Origin of the sequence: Streptomyces sp. NPDC015131, assembly GCF_043079975.1 — a bacterium.
Lineage (GTDB): Bacteria > Actinomycetota > Actinomycetes > Streptomycetales > Streptomycetaceae > Streptomyces.
In genome coordinates this window covers 41,045-61,469 of record NZ_JBIBVB010000009.1, presented here as the reverse complement: position 1 = coordinate 61,469, position 20,425 = coordinate 41,045, and the positions used below count along the sequence as shown (strand labels likewise).

The 20,425-nt window shown below is 74.5% G+C and carries 17 protein-coding genes; 13 read left to right on the top strand and 4 right to left on the bottom strand.

Going from position 1 to position 20,425, the window contains the following annotated elements; all coding sequences use genetic code 11:
• The first annotated feature begins 78 nt into the window (after window positions 1-78).
• The 4 genes from ispG (at window position 79) to ACF08D_RS30075 (ending at window position 4,908) form a co-directional block, all read left to right on the top strand.
• Entirely contained in the window at window positions 79-1,233 is a 1,155-nt protein-coding gene (ispG, locus tag ACF08D_RS30090) for a flavodoxin-dependent (E)-4-hydroxy-3-methylbut-2-enyl-diphosphate synthase (protein ID WP_392227200.1), read from the top strand.
• Window positions 1,234-1,715: 482 nt separating this feature from the next.
• Window positions 1,716-2,561, top strand: a complete 846-nt coding sequence (locus tag ACF08D_RS30085) for a GNAT family N-acetyltransferase (protein WP_392227198.1) — start codon at window positions 1,716-1,718, stop codon at window positions 2,559-2,561.
• A 44-nt stretch (window positions 2,562-2,605) separates the two neighbouring features.
• The gene (locus ACF08D_RS30080; RefSeq protein ID WP_392227432.1) at window positions 2,606-3,145 is read left to right on the top strand and encodes a GNAT family N-acetyltransferase; all 540 of its coding nucleotides are present in this window, start codon (window positions 2,606-2,608) and stop codon (window positions 3,143-3,145) included.
• Between the two features lie 68 nt (window positions 3,146-3,213).
• A complete protein-coding gene (locus ACF08D_RS30075) occupies window positions 3,214-4,908 on the top strand; it encodes a proline--tRNA ligase (RefSeq protein WP_392227196.1) in 1,695 nt (564 codons plus the stop codon).
• A gap of 136 nt (window positions 4,909-5,044) precedes the next feature.
• Here the strand turns inward: ACF08D_RS30075 and ACF08D_RS30070 are convergent, their stop codons facing one another.
• From ACF08D_RS30070 to ACF08D_RS30055, 4 genes are all read right to left on the bottom strand, one after another.
• Entirely contained in the window at window positions 5,045-5,986 is a 942-nt protein-coding gene (locus ACF08D_RS30070) for a slipin family protein (RefSeq protein WP_392227195.1), read from the bottom strand.
• Window positions 5,987-6,171: 185 nt separating this feature from the next.
• The gene (locus ACF08D_RS30065) at window positions 6,172-7,071 is read right to left on the bottom strand and encodes an aminoglycoside phosphotransferase family protein (RefSeq protein WP_392227193.1); all 900 of its coding nucleotides are present in this window, start codon (window positions 7,069-7,071) and stop codon (window positions 6,172-6,174) included.
• An 80-nt stretch (window positions 7,072-7,151) separates the two neighbouring features.
• Window positions 7,152-7,622 (bottom strand): DUF4439 domain-containing protein, encoded by a 471-nt coding sequence (locus ACF08D_RS30060; RefSeq protein WP_392227191.1) that lies wholly within the window; start codon window positions 7,620-7,622, stop codon window positions 7,152-7,154.
• Window positions 7,619-8,215 carry a hypothetical protein gene (locus ACF08D_RS30055; RefSeq protein WP_392227189.1) on the bottom strand — a complete coding sequence of 199 codons (597 nt, stop codon included), beginning with the start codon at window positions 8,213-8,215 and terminating at the stop codon, window positions 7,619-7,621. The genes ACF08D_RS30060 and ACF08D_RS30055 overlap by 4 nt, the downstream gene beginning before the upstream one ends.
• Before the next feature lie 153 nt (window positions 8,216-8,368).
• Between ACF08D_RS30055 and rimP the strand changes: the two genes are divergently transcribed.
• The 9 genes from rimP (at window position 8,369) to ACF08D_RS30010 (ending at window position 20,099) form a co-directional block, all read left to right on the top strand.
• Entirely contained in the window at window positions 8,369-8,866 is a 498-nt protein-coding gene (rimP, locus tag ACF08D_RS30050) for a ribosome maturation factor RimP (protein ID WP_392227188.1), read from the top strand.
• A gap of 2 nt (window positions 8,867-8,868) precedes the next feature.
• Window positions 8,869-9,867 carry a transcription termination factor NusA gene (nusA, locus tag ACF08D_RS30045; protein ID WP_392227186.1) on the top strand — a complete coding sequence of 333 codons (999 nt, stop codon included), beginning with the start codon at window positions 8,869-8,871 and terminating at the stop codon, window positions 9,865-9,867.
• A 189-nt stretch (window positions 9,868-10,056) separates the two neighbouring features.
• Window positions 10,057-10,335, top strand: a complete 279-nt coding sequence (locus tag ACF08D_RS30040; protein WP_392227184.1) for a YlxR family protein — start codon at window positions 10,057-10,059, stop codon at window positions 10,333-10,335.
• A 148-nt stretch (window positions 10,336-10,483) separates the two neighbouring features.
• On the top strand, window positions 10,484-13,540 hold the full coding sequence (gene infB / locus ACF08D_RS30035) for a translation initiation factor IF-2 (protein WP_392227182.1): 3,057 nt from the start codon (window positions 10,484-10,486) through the stop codon (window positions 13,538-13,540).
• A gap of 139 nt (window positions 13,541-13,679) precedes the next feature.
• Window positions 13,680-13,973 carry a DUF503 domain-containing protein gene (locus tag ACF08D_RS30030; RefSeq protein WP_392227180.1) on the top strand — a complete coding sequence of 98 codons (294 nt, stop codon included), beginning with the start codon at window positions 13,680-13,682 and terminating at the stop codon, window positions 13,971-13,973.
• A 51-nt stretch (window positions 13,974-14,024) separates the two neighbouring features.
• On the top strand, window positions 14,025-14,489 hold the full coding sequence (gene rbfA, locus ACF08D_RS30025; RefSeq protein ID WP_392227178.1) for a 30S ribosome-binding factor RbfA: 465 nt from the start codon (window positions 14,025-14,027) through the stop codon (window positions 14,487-14,489).
• Window positions 14,486-15,385: a tRNA pseudouridine(55) synthase TruB gene (truB, locus tag ACF08D_RS30020; protein ID WP_392227176.1), complete on the top strand. Its 900-nt coding sequence runs from the start codon at window positions 14,486-14,488 to the stop codon at window positions 15,383-15,385. Before rbfA ends, truB begins: the two co-directional genes overlap by 4 nt.
• Window positions 15,386-15,605: 220 nt before the next feature.
• A complete protein-coding gene (locus tag ACF08D_RS30015; RefSeq protein WP_392227174.1) occupies window positions 15,606-19,115 on the top strand; it encodes a trypsin-like peptidase domain-containing protein in 3,510 nt (1,169 codons plus the stop codon).
• 42 nt (window positions 19,116-19,157) lie between these two features.
• Window positions 19,158-20,099 (top strand): bifunctional riboflavin kinase/FAD synthetase, encoded by a 942-nt coding sequence (locus tag ACF08D_RS30010; RefSeq protein ID WP_392227172.1) that lies wholly within the window; start codon window positions 19,158-19,160, stop codon window positions 20,097-20,099.
• Window positions 20,100-20,425 lie beyond the last annotated feature (326 nt).

Sequence of the window (20,425 nt, the reverse complement as noted above, 5' to 3'; positions counted from 1 at the left end):
TCGTCGGGGGCCTGTAATCTCGAAGGCGGAGCCCGCCGATCTCGGGACCTCGATCCACACCTTGGGGTTGCACAGCAGATGACCGCGATTTCTCTCGGTATCCCGTCCGTTCCGACCAAGCTGGCCGACCGGCGCGTCAGCCGGAAGATCCAGGTCGGCTCGGTGGCCGTCGGCGGAGACGCGCCCGTGTCGGTGCAGTCGATGACGACGACCCGCACCTCCGACATCGGCGCCACGCTCCAGCAGATCGCCGAGCTGACCGCCTCCGGCTGCCAGATCGTCCGCGTGGCCTGCCCCACCCAGGACGACGCCGACGCCCTCCCCACGATCGCCAGGAAGTCGCAGATCCCGGTCATCGCGGACATCCACTTCCAGCCGAAGTACGTCTTCGCCGCGATCGACGCCGGCTGCGCCGCGGTCCGGGTCAACCCCGGCAACATCAAGCAGTTCGACGACAAGGTCAAGGAGATCGCCAAGGCGGCCGGCGAGACCGGCACCCCGATCCGCATCGGGGTCAACGCCGGCTCCCTCGACAAGCGGCTCCTGGAGAAGTACGGCAAGGCCACCCCCGAGGCGCTCGTCGAGTCGGCGCTCTGGGAGGCGTCGCTCTTCGAGGAGCACGGCTTCCGCGACATCAAGATCTCGGTCAAGCACAACGACCCGGTCGTCATGGTCAACGCCTACCGCCAGCTCGCCGCCCAGTGCGACTACCCGCTGCACCTCGGCGTCACCGAGGCCGGCCCCGCGTTCCAGGGCACCATCAAGTCGGCGGTCGCCTTCGGCGCGCTGCTCTCCGAGGGCATCGGCGACACCATCCGGGTCTCCCTCTCCGCCCCGCCGGCGGAGGAGGTCAAGGTCGGCATCCAGATCCTGGAGTCCCTGAACCTCCGCCAGCGCCGCCTGGAGATCGTCTCCTGCCCCTCCTGCGGCCGGGCCCAGGTGGACGTCTACAAGCTCGCCGACCAGGTGAGCGCCGGCCTCGACGGCCTGGAGGTCCCGCTGCGCGTCGCGGTCATGGGCTGCGTCGTCAACGGCCCGGGCGAGGCCCGCGAGGCGGACCTTGGTGTGGCGTCCGGCAATGGCAAGGGCCAGATCTTCGTGAAGGGCGAGGTCATCAAGACGGTGCCCGAGTCGAAGATCGTCGAGACGCTGATCGAGGAGGCGATGAAGATCGCCGAGCAGATGGAGAAGGACGGCGTGATGTCGGGCGAGCCCGAGGTCTCCGTAAGCTGACGCCCCCGGTCCCCGAACGCCCCGCGACTCCCGCGGGGCGTTCGCGTTTCCCGGCCCGCAGTCGGCGTACCACCGGGGTGGGGCCGTGCCCCTACACCCACCGTGCCGCAGTCGGCCGACGGCCGGGGCGGGGCCGTGCCCCTGTCCCCACCGGCCCGCGTCGGCGACGCGCCGGGGTGGGGCCGTGCAGGGTCGCCCCCGCAGCGGATCGGCGGCGAGTAACGGCACCCTTTCCGGCTGGGTGCCCCGCCGACCGCGAGGAGGTGAGCCCGGAGGGGCCCCGCCCCACCCCCACCGGGGTGCACCGCCCGCACCACGCACCACGCACCACCCGCAACCGCGACCGGCGAGCGCCCGCCCCACCACGCACCGCCCGCAAACGCACCGCCCGCCGCCCGGCCTTCGGGGGCGGGCCGCTCCGTTTCGGGGGGCCGGCGGGTACAGTGCCAGGACCCGTATGGAACGCATGGTGAGGCCCCTTCGTGTTGACGCAGACCACCACCCGGGTCCTCGAGCCCAGCGACCTCGGCGCCGCGCTCGCCATCCTGGAGAGCGAGCCGGTCGCCAACGCGTTCGTCACCTCCCGCGTCCAGGTCGCCGGGCTCGACCCCTGGCGCCTCGGCGGCGAGATGTGGGGCTGGTACACCGACGGCCGGCTCCGCTCGCTCTGCTACTCCGGCGCCAACCTCGTCCCCATCTGCGCCACCCCCGAGGCCATCCGCGCCTTCGCGGACCGCGCCCGCCGGGCCGGCCGCCGCTGCTCGTCCATCGTCGGCCCCGCCGAGCCGACCGCGAGGCTGTGGCGGCTCCTCGAACCCAGCTGGGGCCCCGCCCGCGACGTCCGCCCCAACCAGCCGCTGATGGTCACCGACCGGCCGTCCGAGGACGTCGCCCCCGACCCGTACGTCCGCCGCATCCGCAAGGACGAGATGGAAGTGATCATGCCCGCGTGCGTGGCGATGTTCACCGAGGAGGTCGGCATCTCCCCGATGGCCGGGGACGGCGGCCTGCTGTACCAGGCCAGGGTCGCCGAACTGGTCGGCGCCGGGCGGTCGTTCGCCCGCATCGACGACGGCAAGGTCGTCTTCAAGGCGGAGATCGGCGCCGCGACGCCCCAGGCGTGCCAGATCCAGGGCGTGTGGGTCGCGCCCGAGTACCGGGGGCGCGGGCTGTCCGAGACGGGGATGGCCGCCGTGCTGCGGTACGCGCTCGCCGACGTCTCGCCGGTCGTCTCGCTGTACGTCAACGACTACAACCTCCCGGCCAGGGCCGCCTACCGGCGGGTGGGCTTCCAGGAGACCGGGACGTTCATGAGCGTGCTGTTCTGAGCGCGGCGCCCCGCTTGTAGGGTCCGAGCATGGATGAGCACCGCATGGACGACGTCGTGATCGGGCCGGTCGACCTCGCCGCACGCGTGGACGACGCCCTCGCCGTACAGGCCCTCGCCTTCGGGCTCACCGAGGACGAGATCGCGGTGCGCCGCCACATCGTGCTGCGCCACCTCCAGAACCCGGGCGCCCTCGCGTACGGCGCGCTCACCCCCGAGGGGCGGCTCGCCGGCTTCGTGTACGGGATGCCCAACGACCGTACGCACTGGTGGTCGACGGTCGTGCAGCCCTACCTGGTCCGCGAGGGCAACGTCTCCTGGCTCGACGACTCCTTCGTGATCACCGAGCTGCACGTCCACCCCGGCTTCCAGTCCCGGGGCATCGGCCGCGCGCTGATCACCGCCATCACGGACGCCGCCGACCAGCCGCGGTCCATCCTGTCGGCGATCGACGTGGAGAACCCGGCCCGGTCCCTCTACCGGACCCTCGGCTACCAGGACCTGGCCCGCCGGGTGCACTTCCCCAGCGCCGCGAAGCCGTACGCCGTGATGGGCGCTCCGCTGCCGCTGCCCCGGCCGAACTGATTTCCTTCGGCAGCCGCCCCGGAGCTAACCTCCTAGCCATCACACTTTTCACCGCAGGAGAGTTCCCCATGGCCCAGGTCCAGCGCATGTCCCGGTTGATGGTCAAGACACTGCGCGACGACCCGGCGGACGCCGAGACGCTCAGCCACAAGCTGCTCGTCCGCGCCGGTTATGTCCGCCGCAACGCCGCGGGCATCTGGTCGTGGCTGCCGCTGGGCATGAAGGTCCTGGAGAACGTCTCCCGCGTGGTGCGCGAGGAGATGGACGCCATCGGCGCGCAGGAGGTCCTGCTGCCCGCGCTGCTGCCCAAGGAGCCGTACGAGGCCACGGGCCGCTGGAGCGAGTACGGCGCCGAGCTGTTCCGCCTCCAGGACCGCAAGGGCGGCGACTACCTCCTGGGCCCCACGCACGAGGAGATCTTCACCCAGCTGGTCAAGGACCAGTGCACGTCCTACAAGGACCTGCCGGTGATCCTCTACCAGATCCAGACGAAGTACCGCGACGAGGCGCGTCCTCGCTCCGGCATCCTGCGCGGCCGCGAGTTCCAGATGAAGGACTCGTACTCCTTCGACACCACGGACGAGGGCCTGGCGGAGTCGTACGCGCTGCACCGCGCCGCGTACATCAAGATCTTCGACCGCCTCGGCCTGAAGCACAAGATCGTCTCGGCGGTCTCGGGCGCCATGGGCGGCTCGGCGTCGGAGGAGTTCCTGGCGCCGGCCGCCGCCGGTGAGGACACCTTCGTCTACTGCCCGAACTGCGACTACGCCGCGAACACCGAGGCCGTCACGTTCAAGCAGCAGCCCGAGGACCCCACCGCGCACGGCCCGGTCGAGGAGCTGGACACCCCCGACACGCCGACCATCGAGACGCTCGCCGCGCACCTGGGCGTCCCGGCGTCCCGCACGCTGAAGAACCTGCTGGTCAAGGTGGACGGCGAGATCGTGGCCGTGGGCGTGCCCGGCGACCGCGAGGTGGACCTCGGCAAGCTGGAGGACCACCTGGCCCCGGCCGTCGTGGAGCTGGTCACCGCCGAGGACTTCGAGGGCCGTGACGACCTGGTACGGGGCTACGTCGGCCCGCAGGGCCTGGACAAGGTCCGGTACCTCGCCGACCCGCGCGTCTCGCCCGGCACCGGCTGGATCACCGGCGCCAACAAGCCCGGCAAGCACGCCAAGAACGTGGTCGCCGGCCGCGACTTCGAGGTGGAGCAGTACCTGGACGTCGTGGTGGTCGAGGAGGGCGACCCCTGCCCGCACTGCGGCTCCGACCTGAAGATCGACCGGGCCATCGAGATCGGCCACATCTTCCAGCTCGGCCGCAAGTACGCCGACGCCTTCCAGCTCGACGTGCTCGGCCAGAACGGCAAGCCGGTCCGGGTCACCATGGGCTCGTACGGCATCGGCGTCTCCCGCGCGGTGGCGGCCCTGGCCGAGCAGCACGCCGACGAGCAGGGGCTGTGCTGGCCCGCCGAGATCGCCCCGGCCGACGTGCACGTGGTCGCCGCGGGCAAGGCCCTCCAGACCGAGCTGGCCCTGGAGGTGTCCGAGAAGCTGAAGGACGCCGGGCTGCGGGTGCTGGTGGACGACCGGGCCGGGGTGTCGCCGGGCGTGAAGTTCACGGACGCCGAGCTGATCGGCGTACCGAAGATCCTGGTCGCCGGCCGCCGCTCGGGCGACGGGGTCCTGGAGCTGAAGGACCGCCGTACCGGTGAGCGCGAGGAGCTGACGGTCGAGGAGGCCGTCGCCCGCCTCTCCGCCTGAGCCTGCCGCCCGGCGCCGAGTACACCGCCCGCCCGGCGCCGAGCACACCGCCCACCCGGCGCCGAGCACCCCACCCGCCCGGCGCCCGGCACGCCGAGGCGGGCGCCCGTCGAAGGCGCCCGCCCGGCCGGGTGGATCAGATGCAGCCCGCCGTACCGGCGTCGTCGTCCCGTGACCGGGGCGCCGGCGCCGGTTCGCGTTCGGGCTCCAGCAGGTCGTGCAGGTGCGGGTCGTGCACGTGCAGCGGCGGGTGCTGCCCCGGGGCGGGGGCCTGCCCGGGGGCGGGGGACTGCCCGGCGGACCGGTCGGCCGGGGGGTTCTGCGCGGCGCGCTCCAGGAAGCGCAGCAGCTCCACCGGGAAGGGCAGCACCAGCGTGCTGTTCTTCTCGGCGGCGACGGCCACGATGGTCTGGAGCAGCCGCAGCTGGAGCGCGGACGGCGTGTCCGACATGACCCCGGCGGCCTCGGCGAGCTTCTTGGACGCCTGGAGCTCGGCGTCCGCGTTGATGACCCGGGCCCGCCGCTCGCGGTCGGCCTCGGCCTGGCGGGCCATCGAGCGCTTCATGGTCTCGGGCAGGGACACGTCCTTGATCTCCACCCGGTCGATGGTGACGCCCCACTCGACGGCCGGATTGTCGATCATCAGCTCCAGCCCCTGGTTGAGCTTCTCCCGGTTGGAGAGCAGGTCGTCCAGGTCGCTCTTGCCGATGATCGACCGCAGGGAGGTCTGGGCGATCTGGGAGACCGCGAAGCGGTAGTCCTCGACGCGGATGATCGCCGCCGCTGCGTCGACCACCTTGAAGTAGATGACCGCGTCCACCCGGACGGTGACGTTGTCCCGGGTGATGCCGTCCTGGGCCGGCACCGGCATGGTCACGATCTGCATGTTCACCTTGTTCATCCGGTCGATGAACGGGACGACCATGGTGAACCCGGGGCCGCGGACGCCGCTGCGGAGCCGGCCGAAGCGGAGGACCACGCCCTTCTCGTACTGTTTGACGACCTTGGCGGCGGCGGCCAGGTAGAGCGCGGCGGCCGATCCGACGGCCACGGCCGCTGCCAGCAGTTCCTCGACCATGACGGCCTCCCGTCCGAGCCGGGGTCGGTGGGTGCGGAGCTCAGTGAGGGGTGAGTACGGAATGGGGTAGGCGGGCGTTATGCCCAATATCGCACCTGTTCACCCATAAGGGGAGATTTCTTCCCGGCGGATCGGCCCGCCACCGCCCCCGGCCCCCGCCCCCGGCCCCCCGGCCCGGGCCCCGCTCAGGCGTGGAGCCAGCCCGCGAACTCCAGCAGCAGCTCGCCGTCCTGCCGCCGCCCGGCCGCGAGCGCCCGCGTCCCGGACTCCACCGCCCGGAACAGCGTCCAGCCGCGCAGCCGCTCGCGGTCCACGTCCAGCGAGTCGGCCAGCTTGTTCACCCGGCGCCGCCCCGCCGCCGCGCCCGACGCCGCCGCCACCAGGTCCTCGACCCGGTCGCGGACCAGCCGTGCCAGGTCGTACGCCCGTTCCCCCACGAGCGGGTCGGGGCCGACCGCCAGCCAGGGCGCCCGGTCCCCGGCCAGCACCTTGCCCTGCCGGAAGTTCCCGTGCAGCAGCAGCTCCTCGCCGGGGTCCGCCACCAGCCCGTCGCGGGCGTCCAGCGCCGCCGCCACCAGCGCGCCCGTCTCGTCGTCCCCGGCCGCCCGCATCGCCTCGGCCTGCCGCGCCGTACGGGCGGCCACCGACTCGAAACCGTGGCCCTCCGGCGGGGCCACCCACAGTCGCCGCACCGTGCCCGCCGCCTCCAGCAGGGCCTTGGCCTCCGGCAGCGACCGCAGGCTCACCTCGGTGTGCAGCCGCTCCAGCAGCAGGTCCGGGCCGTCGGCGTCCAGCGGGAGCACCGCGCCCCAGCCGTTCCAGTGCGCGAGGGCGGCCCGCTCCAGGTCCGGCGCGGCGAAGGGCGGCGCCACCTTCAGCGCGGCCGGCGTGCCGTCCGGCAGCCGTACGAGGACGACCAGGCTGCTGCGCCCGCCCGGGGCGATCACCCGCTCCACGGCCAGCTCCCGCGCTTCCGCCGCCCGCCGGGCCAGTTCGGGGAGGCGGGTCAGCCAGTCGCCGGCGGCGGCGTCCCCGTACGTCTCGCCGAGAGCCCGCACCAGTCGCTGCGGCGGTTCAAAACCCATGCGTGCGTCGTTCCCCTTCGAAACCGTGGCTCACCGTGGCCGGGGCTCACGGCCCCGGCGGTCGCGTCCGGCCCGTGCCGTCAGCTCCGCTCGGCGAGCCCAGGAAAGGCTACGCCGCTGCCGCGCCACCTCACCGCCCGCACCGCGGCCTCCCGCAGCGCGCTCGCCGCCTCCCGGCGCAGCGCGCCCCCGGAGGACCGTACGAGGTCGGAGTAGACGCCCGCGACCCGGTCCTCCAGCTCGGCGGCCAGCCGGACGGCGGCGGGCGCGTCCGGCACCGGGAAGGGCAGCGCGTAGGCGGCGGCCGACGCGGCGGGCTTCCCGCCCAGGTCGCGCACCGCGCGGGCCATCGCGTCCCGGCGTGCGCGGTGCGCGGCGTGCGCGGCGGCGGCCTCGGCCGTACGGTCGTCGCCGACCCGGCCGCCGACGACCCCGTACCCGTACACCGCCGCGTGCTCGGCGGCCAGCGCCGCCTGCGCGGCCTCCAGGGCGGCCCCGTCCCCGTCCCCGTCTCCGTCCCGGCCCGGGGTCCGGCTCGGCGTCCCGGTCATGACAGCGGTCCCTGGGCGGTCAGCAGGTACGCGTGCGTGGCGCCCGCCGCGGCGACCGACGCCAGCAGCCGGGCGTACTCGGGCGGGGCGTCCATCAGGGCGGCGGCGTGCGCGTCGGCGGTCCGCCGGGTGACGGCCGCCAGGTCCGCCACGGCGGCCCCGGGGTCGGCGGGCACCGCGGACGGCGCGGCCGGCCCGGGGGAGGCGGGGACGCCCGCGCGGGCCGGGGGCTCCGGCGCCGTGGACGCGCTCGGGGCGGGAGGCGCGGGCGGGGTGGTGGCCGCCCCCGGGGGCGGCGGGGCGCCCACCGGGCCCAGGGCCGCGACGTGCGCGGCCACCGCCGCGCGGAGCGGGCCGAGCCGGGGCGCCAGCGAGGCGTGGGCGGCGAGGACCGCGTCGTACCGGGCGAGCAGGGCCGCGCTGGCGGCGGCCGACCGGCGCCGCAGGGCGGCCTCGGCGCGGGCCGCCCGCTCGGCGGCGGCGGACGGGGCGGCGCCCGGCCGGTCCCCGGTGCACGCCCCGAGCGCGCCGCCCGCGGCCAGCGCGCCCGTGACGGCGAGCGCGCGTCTGCGTGTCGTTCCCGTGCGCCCCACGCGTCACTCCCTCATCAGGCTCCGAAGATCACCGCAGGCGAGCGTACCCGCGGCCGTCCACAGGGTGGACGGCAACACCCCTCCTGACCGGATACCCTTTGATCTGACACGCGACGATCCCACAACAGCACACGCGGCCGAGGAGTCACCCGGATGAGCACCACCCAGAGCGAAAGGCTGCGCGGGCTGCTGGAACCGCTGGTCAGCGCCAAGGACCTGGACCTCGAGGAGATCGAGGTGACCCGGGCGGGCCGGCGGCGGATGCTGAGGATCATCGTCGACTCGGACCAGGGCGTGGAGCTCGACACCTGTGCCGAGCTGAGCCGCGCCATCTCCGACAAGCTCGACGAGACGGACGCGATGGGCGACGAGGAGTACGTCCTCGAAGTCGGCTCGCCGGGCGCGGACCGCCCGCTGACCGAGCACCGCCACTACGTACGCGCCACCGGCCGCCTGGTGAAGTTCCAGCTTCATGAGGGTGGCGACCTGGTGGCCCGCATCCTCTCCGTGGACGACGAGGGCCTCGATCTCGAGGTGCCGGGCGTGAAGGGGCGCAAGCCCACCGCCCGCCGCGTCGCCTTCCCGGACATCGCCAAGGCGCGCGTGGAGATCGAGTTCAACCGCAAGGACAAGAAGGAAGAGGAGGCGTAGCCGTGGACATCGACGTGAAGCTCCTGAGGGGCTTGGCACAGGAGAAGGAGATCGCCTTCGACCTGCTGGTCGAGGCCATCGAGTCGGCCCTCCTCATCGCCTACCACCGCACCGAGGGGGCCCGCCGCCACGCCCGTGTCGTGCTGGACCGGCAGACCGGCCATGTGACGGTGTGGGCGAAGGAGGACCCGGCGGACCTGGAGGAGGGGCAGGAGCCCAAGGAGTTCGACGACACGCCGTCGGACTTCGGCCGCATCGCGGCGAGCACCGCCCGCCAGGTCATCCAGCAGCGGCTGCGCGACGCCGAGAACGACGTGACGTTCGGCGAGTATGCCCGGCGCGAGGGCGACATCGTCGCCGGCCAGGTGCAGCAGGGCAAGGACCCCAAGAACGTCCTGGTGAAGCTGGACGACAAGCTGGAAGCGATCCTTCCGGTGCAGGAGCAGGTGCCGGGCGAGGAGTACGAGCACGGTCTGCGGCTGCGGACGTACGTCGTCCGGGTCGCCAAGGGCGTGCGCGGTCCCTCCGTCACTCTTTCGCGCACCCACCCCAATCTGGTGAAGAAGCTCTTCGCCCTGGAGGTGCCGGAGATCGCGGACGGCTCGGTGGAGATCGCTGCCATCGCCCGCGAGGCCGGCCACCGCACCAAGATCGCGGTTCGTTCCACCCGTTCGGGCCTGAACGCCAAGGGCGCCTGCATCGGCCCCATGGGCAGCCGGGTGCGCAATGTGATGGCCGAGCTGCACGGTGAGAAGATCGACATCGTGGACTGGTCGGACGACCCGGCCGAGATGGTGGCGAACGCGCTCTCCCCGGCCCGGGTCTCCAAGGTCGAGGTGGTCGACCTGGCCGCCCGGTCCGCCCGGGTGACCGTGCCGGACTACCAGCTCTCGCTGGCCATCGGCAAGGAGGGGCAGAACGCCCGGCTGGCCGCGCGGCTCACCGGCTGGCGCATCGACATCCGCCCCGACACCGAGCAGCCCGCCGACGCCCAGGGCTGAGGCCCCGGACGCCGGTCCTCCCGGGCGGCCGGGAGCGGTGCCCGGGACCGGCGCGGGAGCGGTGCCCGGGACCGGCGCGGGAACAGGGAACGCCGTCGTCGCGTTGCAGGACGATGGCGAGATCACGACAACAACCGTTCGATTCTTGCCCCAAAGGGGTGAGGTCGGTGCGGGGAGGTAGACTTAAACGTGTCTGGCCGGACGCACGCCCGCGCCTGCCCTGAGCGAACCTGTGTGGGATGCCGGGAGCGAGCGGCCAAGCGCGATCTGCTGCGCATCGTGTTGATCAAGGGCGAGTGCGCCCCCGATCCACGCGGTACGCTGCCCGGCCGGGGTGCTTATGTGCATCCCGCCTCGGTCTGTCTCGACCTGGCGGTCCGCCGCCGGGCGTTCCCGAGGGCCTTCAGGGTCCAGGGGCCGCTCGACGTCGCGGACGTCCGCCGGTACGTCGAGCAGTCGGCACCGTAGGAAGAAGTACGGCACGGAACCCCGTGCGGTCAGGTACCTCGCGAGTTGGAAGTAGGTCGAGATTGCGATGAGCACTCGATGAGTACGCGATGAGTACGCCCATGAAGTAGCGACGGTCCGGCGGTAACCCGGACCTAAAAGGAGCGAAGTGGCTAAGGTCCGGGTATACGAACTCGCCAAGGAGTTCGGTGTGGAGAGCAAGGTCGTCATGGCCAAGCTCCAGGAACTCGGTGAATTCGTCCGTTCGGCGTCCTCGACGATCGAGGCGCCGGTTGTACGCAAACTGACCGACGCGCTGCAGGGGCCCGGCGGCAACGCCGGCAAGTCCGCAGCGAAGCCCGGCGCGCCCCGCAAGGCCGCGCCTGCCAAGCCCGCCGCCCCGGCGCCCTCGCCGGCGCAGGCGGCCCGTCCCGCCGCCCCGAAGCCCGGTGCTCCCGCACCGCGGCCCGCGGCGGCCGAGAAGCCCGCGGCGCCGGCCCCCGGCCCGCGGCCCACCCCGGGTCCGAAGCCCGCGGCGGCGCCCAAGTCGGCGCCCGCCTCGCCGGCTCCGGCGAACCCGGAGTTCACCGCGCCCCCGTCGGCCCCGGCCGCCGGTCCCCGGCCCGGTGCCACCCCCGGCCCCCGTCCCGCCGGCCGCCCCCAGGGCGAGCGCGGTCAGGGCGGCGAGCGCGGCGGCCGTCCCGGCGGCGCCCCGCGCCCCGGCGGCGAGCGCCAGGCCCCCCGTCCGGGTGCCCCGCGTCCCGCGGGCCCGCGTCCGGGCAACAACCCCTTCACCTCCGGCGGCTCCACCGGCATGGCGCGCCCGCAGGCGCCCCGTCCCGGCGGTGCCCCGCGTCCCGGTGGCCCCGGTGCCCCGGGCGGTCCGCGTCCGCAGGGCGCCGGTCAGGGCGGTCCCCGTCCGCAGGCCGGTCCCGGCGGTCCCCGCCCGACCCCGGGCGGCATGCCCCGTCCGCAGGCGCCGCGCCCCGGTGGCGGCCCCGGCGGCAACCGTCCGAACCCCGGCATGATGCCGCAGCGTCCCGCTGCCGGCCCCCGTCCCGGCGGTGGCCCCGGCGGTGGCCGCGGTCCCGGCGGCGGTGGCCGTCCGGGCGGCGGTGGCGGCGGCGGTCGTCCCGGCTTCGCCGGGCGTCCGGCCGGTCCCGGTGGCGGTGGCGGCGGCTTCGCCGGCCGTCCCGGTGGCGGCGGCGGTCGCCCCGGTGGTCCCGGTGGCGGTGGCGGCGGCTTCGGCGGTCGTCCCGGCTTCGGTGGCCGTCCCGGCGGCCCCGGCGGCCGTGGTGGCACGCAGGGCGCGTTCGGCCGTCCCGGCGGTCCGGCGCGTCGTGGTCGCAAGTCGAAGCGGCAGAGGCGCCAGGAGTACGAGGCCATGCAGGCCCCGTCGGTCGGCGGCGTGATGCTGCCTCGCGGCAATGGCGAGACCGTTCGCCTGTCGCGCGGTGCGTCCCTCACCGACTTCGCGGAGAAGATCAACGCCAACCCGGCGTCGCTCGTCGCGGTCATGATGAACCTCGGCGAGATGGTCACCGCCACGCAGTCCGTCTCCGACGAGACGCTGCAGCTGCTCGGCGACGAGATGAACTACCAGGTTCAGATCGTCAGCCCCGAGGAGGAGGACCGCGAGCTGCTCGAGTCCTTCGACCTCGAGTGGGGCGAGGACGAGGGCGGCGAGGAGAACCTCGCGTCCCGTCCGCCGGTCGTGACCGTCATGGGTCACGTCGACCACGGCAAGACCCGGCTGCTGGACGCGATCCGCAAGACGAATGTCGTCGCGGGCGAGGCCGGCGGTATCACGCAGCACATCGGTGCGTACCAGGTCGCCACCGAGGTCAACGGCGAAGACCGCAAGATCACCTTCATCGACACCCCGGGTCACGAGGCGTTCACCGCCATGCGTGCCCGTGGTGCGAAGTCCACCGACATCGCGATCCTCGTGGTCGCGGCCAACGACGGTGTGATGCCCCAGACGATCGAGGCGCTGAACCACGCCAAGGCGGCCGACGTGCCGATCGTGGTCGCGGTCAACAAGATCGACGTCGAGGGTGCCGACCCGGTCAAGGTGCGCGGTCAGCTGACCGAGTACGGCCTGGTGGCCGAGGAGTACGGCGGCGACACCATGTTCGTCGACATCTCCGCCAAGCAGGGGCTGCACATCGACTCCCTGCTGGAGGCCGTGATCCTGACGGCCGACGCCTCGCTCGACCTGCGGGCCAACCCGGAGCAGGACGCGCAGGGCATCGCCATCGAGGCCCACCTGGACAAGGGCCGCGGCGCCGTCGCGACCGTCCTGGTGCAGCGAGGCACCCTGCGGGTCGGCGACACGATGGTCGCGGGCGACGCCTACGGCCGTGTCCGCGCCATGCTCGACGACAAGGGCGAGAACGTGGAAGAGGCGGGTCCCTCGACCCCGGTCCTCGTCCTCGGCCTCACCAACGTCCCGGGCGCCGGCGACAACTTCCTGGTGGTCGACGAGGACCGTACGGCCCGTCAGATCGCCGAGAAGCGTGCCGCCCGTGAGCGCAACGCCGCGTTCGCCAAGCGCGTGCGCCGCGTCTCCCTCGAGGACCTCGACAAGGTGCTCAAGGCCGGCGAGATCCAGCAGCTCAACCTCATCATCAAGGGTGACGCTTCCGGTTCCGTCGAGGCGCTCGAGTCGTCGCTGCTCCAGCTCGACGTCGGCGAAGAGGTCGACATCCGGGTCCTGCACCGCGGTGTCGGTGCGGTCACGGAGTCCGACATCGACCTGGCGATGGGCTCCGACGCCATCGTCATCGGCTTCAACGTCCGCGCGGCCGGCCGTGCCGCGCAGATGGCGGAGCGCGAGGGCGTCGACGTCCGGTACTACTCGGTGATCTACCAGGCCATCGAGGAGATCGAGGCGGCCCTCAAGGGCATGCTCAAGCCGGAGTACGAAGAGGTCGAGCTGGGTACGGCGGAGATCCGCGAGGTCTTCCGCTCGTCCAAGCTGGGCAACATCGCGGGTGTCCTCATCCGCTCCGGCGAGGTCAAGCGCAACACCAAGGCGCGCCTCATCCGCGACGGCAAGGTCATCGCGGAGAACCTCAACATCGAGGGTCTGCGCCGCTTCAAGGACGACGTCACCGAGATCCGCGAAGGCTTCGAGGGTGGTATCAACCTCGGAAACTTCAACGACATCAAGATCGACGACGTCATCGCGACGTACGAGATGCGCGAGAAGCCGCGCGGCTGATCACAGCCGCGGCAGCCGGGGCCGGTCGGCGGGAGTATTTCCGTCGATCGGCCCCGGCCGTTCCGTGTACGGTTCTTGGTGTCCCTGCCAAGCGGTTGGCGGGGCACCGAACCCGAACCGGCGGGACATCCGGGCACACATGTATGTGGGGACTCTGTCCTTCGACCTGCTCCTCGGCGACGTACGGTCGCTGAAGGAGAAGCGCTCCGTCGTCCGCCCGATCGTCGCGGAACTCCAGCGGAAGTTCGCGGTGAGCGTGGCGGAGACCGGCTCCCAGAACCTCCACCGCCGGACCCAGATCGGCGTCGCGATGGTGTCGGGGGACACCGGGCACCTGACGGACGTACTGGACCGGTGCGAGCGCATGGTCGCGGGCCGGCCCGAGGTGGAGCTGCTGTCCGTGAGACGGCGCATGCACACCGATGAAGACTGAACGTGCCGCCGAGCGGCACGACGAACGTAGGACGAAAGAGGAGAAGGACCGGTGGCCGACAACGCGCGGGCCCGCAAGCTGGCCGATCGCATCCAGGTCGTGGTCGCGGAGACCCTGGACCGGCGTATCAAGGATCCGCGACTGGGGTTCGTGACCATCACGGACGCCCGGGTCACCGGTGACCTGCGGGAGGCCACGGTCTTCTACACGGTCTACGGCGACGAGGAGGAGCGGGCCGCCTCCGCGGCGGCCCTGGAGTCCGCCAAGGGCATCCTCCGCTCCGAGGTGGGCCGGCAGACCGGTGTCCGCTTCACGCCCACCCTCACCTTCGTCCCGGACGCCCTCCCGGACAACGCCCGCACCATCGAGGACCTCCTCCACAAGGCGCGCGCCAAGGACGCGGAGGTGCGCGAGGTGTCCACCGGCAAGACGTACGCCGGTGAGGCCGACCCGTACCGCAAGCCCGAGGACGAGGACGCGCGCGACGACGAGCGCGGGGGCGACAACCCGGAATGACACAGCACAGCAGGACGCCCGACGGGCTTGTCGTCGTCGACAAGCCGTCGGGCTTCACTTCGCACGACGTCGTCGCCAAGATGCGCGGGATCGCCAGGACCCGCCGCGTCGGACACGCGGGGACGCTCGACCCGATGGCGACCGGGGTCCTCGTCCTCGGCGTCGAACGGGCCACCAAACTCCTCGGCCACCTCGCGCTGACCGAGAAGGAGTACCTGGGCACCATCCGCCTCGGGCAGGACACCGTCACCGACGACGCCGAGGGCGAGATCACCTCGTCCACCGACGCCTCCAAGGTCACCCGCGAGGCCGTCGACACCGAGGTCGCCAAGCTCACCGGCGACATCATGCAGGTGCCGTCCAAGGTGAGCGCCATCAAGATCGACGGAAAGCGGTCGTACGCGCGCGTGCGCGGCGGCGAGGAGTTCGACATCCCGGCCCGCCCGGTGACCGTCTCCTCGTTCCGGGTGTACGACATGCGCGACGCCGTCGCCGAGGACGGCACCCCGGTCGTCGACCTCGTCGTCTCCGTCGTCTGCTCCTCCGGCACCTACATCCGCGCCCTCGCCCGCGACCTGGGCGCCGGGCTCGGCACCGGCGGCCACCTCACCGCCCTGCGGCGCACCCGCGTCGGCCCGTACAAGCTCGACACGGCCCGCACGCTCGACCAGCTCCAGGAGGAGCTGACCGTGATGCCGATCGCCGACGCCGCCGCGGCGGCCTTCCCCCGCTGGGACGTCGACGAGCGCCGCGCCAAGCTGCTGCTCAACGGCGTACGGCTGGACATCCCGCCCCACGACAGGGCGCCGATCGCGGTCTTCGGGCCCGGCGACCGGTTCCTCGCCCTCGTCGAGGAGAAGAACGGCAAGGCGAAGAGCCTGGCCGTGTTCGGCTAGGGCCCTGCGAGGTCACCCGCCTCGGTACGGAACGGCACACGGGGGCGGGGGGGGGGGGGGGCCCCCCCCCCCCCCCCCCCCCGCTCCCGTGCGCTTCATGCCTCCCGCGCCCGTGATTCACCTGGTTGGCCCGGCGCTCGGAGCGAACGGCGGGAGCACCCGGGGGCGCTTTCTCCCGGCGCCCTTCACCCGGTGATCACCACCGCCCTACCGTCGGACCATGGAACACGGGGAACGGGCGCGGCTGGTACGGATCTGCGATCCGGCGGGCCGGACCCGCGGGGCCGGCTTCGTCGCCGACCACGAGGGCACGGTCGTCACCAGCCACGAGACCGTCGACGGCCTCGACCGGGTCGTGGTGTGCGCCCCGGGCGAGGAGCCCGGCGCCGGCCGGGTCGCGGAGGGCGACGCCCTCGTCCCGCTGCCCGGCGCCGACCTGGCGCTGGTGCGCACCGGCGGCCTCGGCGTGGACCCGCTGCCGATCGCCGCCCGGGACCGCGCCGAACCCGGCACGTACGTCCGGATCGCCGCCAACGGCTGGCGCGACGCACGCGTACTCGGCACCGCCCGGGTCACCTACACCGCCGCCGACCGCTTCCACCTGCTCGGCGACGCCCTGGAGCTGGCCGTCGGCACCGAGGGCCGCGAGGCCCTGCGCATCGGCGGCGAGGCGGCCGGCGGCCCCGTGCTGGACGCCCGCACCGGCGCCGTGCTCGGCGTCCTCGGCACCGCCCTGCACGCCGGGCACCGCGCGGCCGGGCTCGCCGTCCCCCTCGCCCGGGTCGCCGCCGCCACCCCCGGCGGCCCCCTGGCCGCGCTGCTGCGCCGCAACGCCGCCACCGTCCCCGCGTACGGCGACGACCTCAACCTCGCCGGCGCCCTCCGGCTCACCGACACCACCCGCCGGACCGCCGGCGGGCCCGCCCCCTGGGCCGACCCGGTGGAACGGCGCGCCGTCACCCGCGAGACCGCGGCCTTCCTGGAGTCCACCGCCCTGGTCCTCGCCCTCGTCGGCGACCCCGGCACCGGCCGCACCACCGAACTGCGCGCCCTCGCCGCCCGCCGCGCCGACGGCCCCGCACCCGCCCCCACCCTCTGGCTGCGCGGCGCCGACCTCCACCCCGACGACACCTCCCTCGCCGACGCCCTCGCGCGGGCCCTGCGCCAGTCCGGCCGCGTCCTCGCCTGCTCCGAAGCCCCCGGCGACCCCGGCACCGCCACCCCCGCGCACCTGGCGCTCCTCGCCCACCGCGCGGGCCGCCCCCTGCTCGTCCTCCTCGACGCCCCCGAGGAGATGCCGCCCGCCCTCGCCGGCCGGCTCGCCGACTGGACCGCCCGCACGGCCGGCTGGCTGCGCGACCACCACACCCGGCTCGTCGTCGCCTGCCGCCCCGAGCACTGGGAGCAGGCGGGCGCCCACTACCCGCCCGGGGCGCTCCACCGGCCCGGCCGGCCCGCCTGGCGGCTCCCCGACGCCCTGCGGATCGGCGAGCTGTCCGGGCGGGAGGCCCGCCGCGTCCAGGAGCGGTACGGGCTGCCCGCCGACGCCCTCGCCCCCGGCGACGCCCGCCACCCGCTGGCCCTGCGCCTCCTCGCCGAGGTCCGCGCGGCCCTCCCCGCCGACGCCCCCGGCCGCCCGCACCGCGAGGAGGTCTTCGCCGCCCACCTCGACCTCGTGTGCCTCCGCGTCGCCGGCCGGATCGCCGCCGCGTCCCGGCCCCCGCTGCGCGGCACCGCCGTGCGCCGGCTCGCCGCCCGGGTCGCCGGGCGCGTCCACGAGGCCGCCCGGCTCTGCCTCGGCCCCGGGCAGGGCCGGCTGGACCGGGCGGCCTTCGAGGACCTCTTCCCCTGGGCGACCGGCTGGGCCGCGGCCGTCCTCACCGAGGGCCTCCTCGTCCCGGCCGGCGACGGATACCGGTTCGCCCACGACGAGCTCGGCGACTGGCTCCAGGGCGGCCACCTCGACCTCGACGCCGCGCTGGAGGACCTCGCCCACCGCCCGGACGGCACACCCGCGCCGCCCGTCCCGCGCCACCGCATCGGCCCGGTGCTCCAGGCGCTGCTGCTGCTCGGCCGCGCCCAGGGACCCGCCGCCCTGGCCCGGCGGCTGGACCGGCTCACCGACGCCCTGGTCCCCGGGGGCGGCCGCCCCGGCGGCGGCCCGCACGGGGACACCGGCTGGTGGGCCGCCCGGCTCCTCGGCGGGACCCTCGCGCGCGTCCCCGACCCCCGGCCCCACCTGGACGTCCTGCGGCGCCTCGCCGACCGGCTCGCGAGCGACGACGCGGCCCCCGCCGCCCGTGCCGAGTTCGGGCCCTGGTTCTGGGAACGGCTGCCCCTCGGCGAGGACGACCGCCTCGACCTGCTGCGGCGCCTCGTCCCCGCCGACGCGCCGCCCGGCACCGGCGACACCCCGCGCCACCTGGACGCCGTCGCCGCCCGGCTCGCCCGCGACCCCCGGGGCGTCCAGCCGCTGCTGTGCCGCTGGTTCACCGACGAGCGGCCGCTGCCCGCGCAGCCCGGCAGCCCCGTCCGGGCCACCGTCGCCGGAGCCGCCCAGGCCCTGCTGCACGCCCACCGCGACCTGGCCGTCGACGACCTGTGCGAGGCCCTCGTCACCACCGCGCACCCCCGCGCCGACGAGCTCCTCGCCGCCCTCGCCCAGGACGAGCCCGCCGCGCTCGGCCGGGCCGTCGACCGCTGGGCCCACGACGACACCCGGCCCGCCCGGCGGGTCGCCGCCGCCGCGTACATGCCCCTCCTCGCCCCGTACGCCACCGGGGAGGCGCGCGAGCACCTCCGGTACGCCGCCCGCGCGCTGCTCGCCCGCCCCGGCGACCGGGCCCTGCACGGGACGGCGCTCGCCCTGCTCGTCCGCGACCCGCACTCCCGGCCGGACCACCTCGGCGCCGCCCTCGCCGCCTTCCGGGCCGGCGACCCCGGACTGCCCGCGAGCGCGCTCGCCACCGCCCTGCACACCCACCCCGAGCCCGTGCTCGCCGCCTACCGCGCCCGCCTCCTCACCGGCGGGCCCGGCCCCGGCGCCGCCGCCGTCCTCGCCGTCCTCGCCGAGGTCCGCACCCCCGCCCTGGCCCGCCGCGCCGCCGGGCTCGTCCTCGCCTACGTACGGCGGCACCCCTCCGGCGCCGCCCACGCCGCCACGTACACCGACCACCGGCTGGAACAGGGCCCATCCGCCCGAGCCGTGCTGTTCCCCCTGGTCAGCGGCGTGCTGCGGGGCTCCACCCCCGAGGTCCGCAGCGCCTTCGCCCCCGTCCTCGCCGCGCCCGGCACCCCCGCCTCACGGCCCCTGCGCGACGAGCTGCTCGACGTCCTCCTGGAGTACGAGAGCCACGACGGCCACGAGCGGTGCGGAAGGGGCGGCGCGGGCCCCGACCTCGCGGTGCCCGACGCCCTCCTGCGCGCCGCCGCCCTCGGCTCCGCCCGCCGCCCCGAGGAACGCACCCGCGACCTCGTCCTCCGCACCGGACTGCTCCTCGCCCGCACCCCCGAGGGCGCCACCTGCTTCGACCGGCGGCTCGTCGAGCTCGCCCGGCAGGTGCCCGGCTTCGCCGCGCTCGTCGCCGGCTGGCTCCGGCAGGCGCCCGGTGACTGGGCGTTCGTCCTCGGCCCCGGCGCCCGGCGGACCGTGGAGCGCCTGGGCGGCCCGGTCCTTCCGGTGCCGATGCGGGCCGCGAGCCGTGAGCATGGCAGTCTTAGACCTGCGTAAGAGGTCAATGACGTACACGGGTTCGGGCGAGGAGCGGTCACAGTGCAGCGCTGGCGTGGCTTGGAGGACATCCCCCAGGACTGGGGGCGCAGCGTCGTCACCATCGGCTCCTACGACGGGGTGCACCGCGGACACCAGCTCATCATCGGCCGGGCCGTGGAGCGCGCGCGTGAGCTGGGCGTGCCGGCCGTCGTCGTCACCTTCGACCCGCACCCCTCCGAGGTCGTCCGCCCCGGCAGCCACCCCCCGCTGCTCGCCCCCCACCACCGCCGCGCCGAGCTGATGGCCGGCCTCGGCGTCGACGCCGTGCTGGTCCTGCCCTTCACCGCCGAGTTCTCGCAGCTCTCGCCGGCCGACTTCATCGTCAAGGTCCTCGTCGACAAGCTGCACGCCCGCGCCGTGATCGAGGGCCCCAACTTCCGCTTCGGCCACAAGGCCGCGGGGAACGTCGACTTCCTGCGCGAGATGGGCGCCACCTACGACTACGAGGTCGAGGTCGTCGACCTGTACGTGCGCGGCGAGGCGGGCGGCGGCGAGCCCTTCTCGTCCACGCTGACCCGGCGGCTCGTCGCCGAGGGCGATGTCGCGGGCGCCGCCGAGATCCTGGGCCGCCCGCACCGCGTGGAGGGCGTCGTCGTACGCGGCGCCCAGCGCGGGCGCGAGCTGGGCTACCCGACCGCGAACGTCGAGACCCTGCCGCACACGGCCGTCCCGGCGGACGGTGTGTACGCCGGGTGGCTCACCGCGGCGGGCGAGCGGATGCCGGCGGCCATCTCGGTCGGCACGAACCCGCAGTTCGACGGCACGGAGCGGACCGTCGAGGCGTACGCGATCGACCGCGTCGGGCTCGACCTGTACGGGCTGCACGTGGCGGTCGAGTTCCTGGCGTACGTGCGGGGCCAGCAGAAGTTCGCGTCCATCGAGGAGCTGCTGGACGCGATCGCGCAGGACGTCGAGCACTGCCGCACGCTCACCACCGGGTAGGCCCACTCCCGGCGCGGTGCGCGCCCCTGTCCCCGCACCACGTTGTGGGCAGACGTCCCGCCGGCCCCCGTTGTGGGCAATCGTCCCGCAGGGCGGGACGGGTGGGCACAACGCACCCGGGGCGGTGCCCGTTCCTGGGGGTTGCCCCCGGGGCGGTGCCGGTGGGTGGTGGGGCGGGGCCCCTCCGGGCTCGCCTCCTCGCGGTCGGCGGGTTGCCCTACCGGTCGGGTGACCGTGCGTCGCCGCCAACCGCTGCGGGGGCGACCCTGCACGGCCCCACCCCGGCGCGTCGCCGACTGCGGGTCGTGGGGGGTAGGGCACGGCCC